At 64.4% G+C, this 2,637-nt stretch carries 3 protein-coding genes and 1 pseudogene; all 4 read right to left on the bottom strand.

Annotated features, from left to right (window positions below; translation table 11 throughout):
* On the bottom strand, positions 1-600 hold a 600-nt coding region (locus HX846_RS29020; protein ID WP_178966653.1), incomplete at its 3' end, for a site-specific integrase.
* Positions 601-602: 2 nt separating this feature from the next.
* The gene (locus HX846_RS29025; protein ID WP_003208796.1) at positions 603-1,319 is read right to left on the bottom strand and encodes a DUF484 family protein; all 717 of its coding nucleotides are present in this window, start codon (positions 1,317-1,319) and stop codon (positions 603-605) included.
* A 13-nt stretch (positions 1,320-1,332) separates the two neighbouring features.
* Positions 1,333-2,163, bottom strand: coding sequence for a diaminopimelate epimerase (gene dapF, locus HX846_RS29030; protein WP_003208798.1), 831 nt, complete (start codon positions 2,161-2,163; stop codon positions 1,333-1,335).
* 4 nt (positions 2,164-2,167) lie between these two features.
* Positions 2,168-2,637, bottom strand: a pseudogene (locus tag HX846_RS29035) (diaminopimelate decarboxylase); the annotation flags it as partial.

The raw sequence follows: 2,637 nt of genomic DNA on the forward strand, positions 1-2,637 counted from the left end.
CGCCGGGTTGGCCAGGGCGCGCAGGGGCAGCCACAGCAGCAAGGCTTCGCGGGCCTTCTTGCCCACCGGCAATACGCGGGTCTTGCTGCCTTTGCCGAGCACTTGCACCAGGCCATCCGCCAGGTCCAGTTGATCGAGGTTAAGCCCGGTCAGCTCCGACAGGCGCAGGCCCGAGGAGTAGAAGAGTTCGAGGATTGCCTGGTCGCGATGGGCCAGGAAGTCGTCCTCCACGGCGCCATCGAGCAATTGCAGGGCGCGATCCGTGTCGAGGGTCTTGGGCAGGCGGCGTTCGCCCTTGGGCGGCGCCAGGCCGTTGGCCGGGTCGTGGTCGCACAGGCCTTCGCGGTTCAGGTAGTGATAGAGGCCGCGTACCGCCGACAGCAGGCGCGCCAGGCTGCGGGAGGATTGGCCTTGCTGGTGCAGGCGGGCGATCAGGCTGCGCAGACCCTGGATGTCCAGGGCCTTCCAGCTGCCGATGTGTTGTTTCTCGCAGAACGCCAGGACCTTGTTCAAGTCCCGCCGGTAGGCTTCCAGGGTATGCGGCGACACCTGGCGCTCGCTGCGCAGGTGAGCGCAGTAGGCGTCCAGTTGTCGTTCCATGGCTAGCGCACCGCGCGCAATGCGCTGGTGAAGCGTGGCAGGACGCGGCCCAGCACTTCGGCGATGTAGCTCAGGAACAGCGTGCCCACCGAGCTTTTGTAATGCTGTGGATCACGGCTGGCGATGGCCAGCACGCCATGCAAACCTTGATGACTGAGGGCAACCACGGCGGTGGAGCCGATCTGCTGGCGCTGCTCGGCGCCAAACAGGAAGTCCAGTTCATGCTCGCGCAAGGTGCCGCTGATGGTCTTGCCTTCGGACAGCAGGCCGCCAATCGCGGTCTGGGCATCGCTGCCGCTGACCCAGCGACCCACCGGCATCGGGTTGTCGCTGAACAGGATCAGGCTGACAAAGGGCACCTGGAAATCCTGGCGCAGGCTGTCTTCGACGGCGATCACCGCTTCTTCCAGGCTGGCGGCGTCCATCAGGGTCAGGACCAGGCGGCGAGTCTTGTCGAACAGGCGGTCGTTGTCGCGGGCCACATCCATCAGCTGCGAGAGCCGATGGCGCATTTCGATATTGCGCTCGCGCAGGATCTTCATCTGCCGCTCCACCAGCGACACGGTATCGCCGCGCTGGTGGGGAATACGCAGGGCCGGCAGCAGTTCTTCGTGTTCGACGAAGAAGTCCGGGTTAGCCTCCAGATACGCCGCAACGGCTGCGGCCTCCAGACTTTCGCTTGGGGATGCTTGCGCGGGTACTTGAGGCTTATCAGTCATTAGATTTGCTCACTCATAGACGGACCTGTCCTTCGTAGACGCGGGTGGCCGGGCCGGTCATTTTCACCGGTTGGCCGGGGCCTGCCCATTCGATGGACAGGCGTCCACCGGGCAGGTCGATCAGCAGCGGCGAATCCATCCACCCCTGGCTGATCGCGGCCACGGCAGCGGCGCAGGCGCCGGTACCGCAAGCCTGGGTTTCGCCGGCACCGCGTTCCCAGACGCGCAAGAGCGCACGGGAACGGTCGATGACCTGCAGGAAACCCACGTTAACCCGCGCCGGAAAGCGCGGGTGGTTTTCGATCTTCGGCCCCAGTTCGTGAACCGGTGCGCTGTTGATGTCATCCACCCGCAGCACGGCATGGGGGTTGCCCATGGACACGGCAGCCAGGTTGACGGTCTTGCCGTCCACATCCACCGCATAGCTCAGGGCTTGCTCGGTGGCCTGGAACGGAATGTCCGCCGGCACCAGCCGTGGCGCGCCCATGTTGACGCCGATCTGGCCGTCGCTGCGAATATCCAGCTCGATGATGCCGCTTTTGGTCTCGACGCGAATCTGCCGCTTGGCGGTCAGGCGCTTGTCCAGGACAAAACGGGCGAAACAGCGGGCACCATTGCCGCACTGTTCCACTTCGGAGCCATCGGAGTTGAAGATCCGGTAACGGAAATCCACTTCCGGGTTACTCGGCGCTTCCACCAGCAACAATTGGTCGAAGCCGACACCGGTGTGCCGGTCGCCCCACAGCTTGGCGTGCTTGGGCAGGATGTGCGCGTGCTGGCTGACCAGGTCGAGGACCATGAAGTCATTGCCCAGCCCGTGCATCTTGGTAAAACGCAGCAACATGACCTTACTCCGGCAGCAGGCTTTCGCCAGCAAACAACTCGGCTACCGTCTCGCGGCGACGCACTTCAAACGCTTGATCACCGTCCACCAGCACCTCGGCGGTACGCCCGCGGGTGTTGTAGTTGGAGCTCATGACAAACCCATAGGCACCGGCCGAATGCACGGCCAGCAGGTCGCCTTCTTCCAGGGCCAGCTGACGTTCCTTGGCCAGGAAGTCGCCGGTCTCGCAGATCGGGCCGACGATATCGTAGCTGCGGCCTTCGCCTGCGCGTGGCTTGACGGCCGTCACATTCATCCAGGCCTGGTACAGCGCCGGACGGATCAGGTCGTTCATCGCCGCGTCGACGATGGCGAAATCCTTGTGCTCGGTGTGCTTGAGGTACTCGACCTGGGTCAGCAGCAGGCCGGCGTTGGCGACGATGTAGCGGCCCGGCTCGAACATCAGCGTCAGGTCGCGGCCTTCGAGGCGCTCGC

It is taken from the genome of Pseudomonas sp. K5002 (genome assembly GCF_013386655.1).
Lineage (GTDB): Bacteria > Pseudomonadota > Gammaproteobacteria > Pseudomonadales > Pseudomonadaceae > Aquipseudomonas.

Excerpts from the sequence above, each read along its gene's own strand:
- HX846_RS29025 (WP_003208796.1), bottom strand. The coding sequence starts at position 1,319 with ATGACTGATAAGCCTCAAGTACCCGCGCAAGCATCCCCAAGCGAAAGT.
- dapF (WP_003208798.1), bottom strand. The coding sequence starts at position 2,163 with ATGTTGCTGCGTTTTACCAAGATGCACGGGCTGGGCAATGACTTCATG.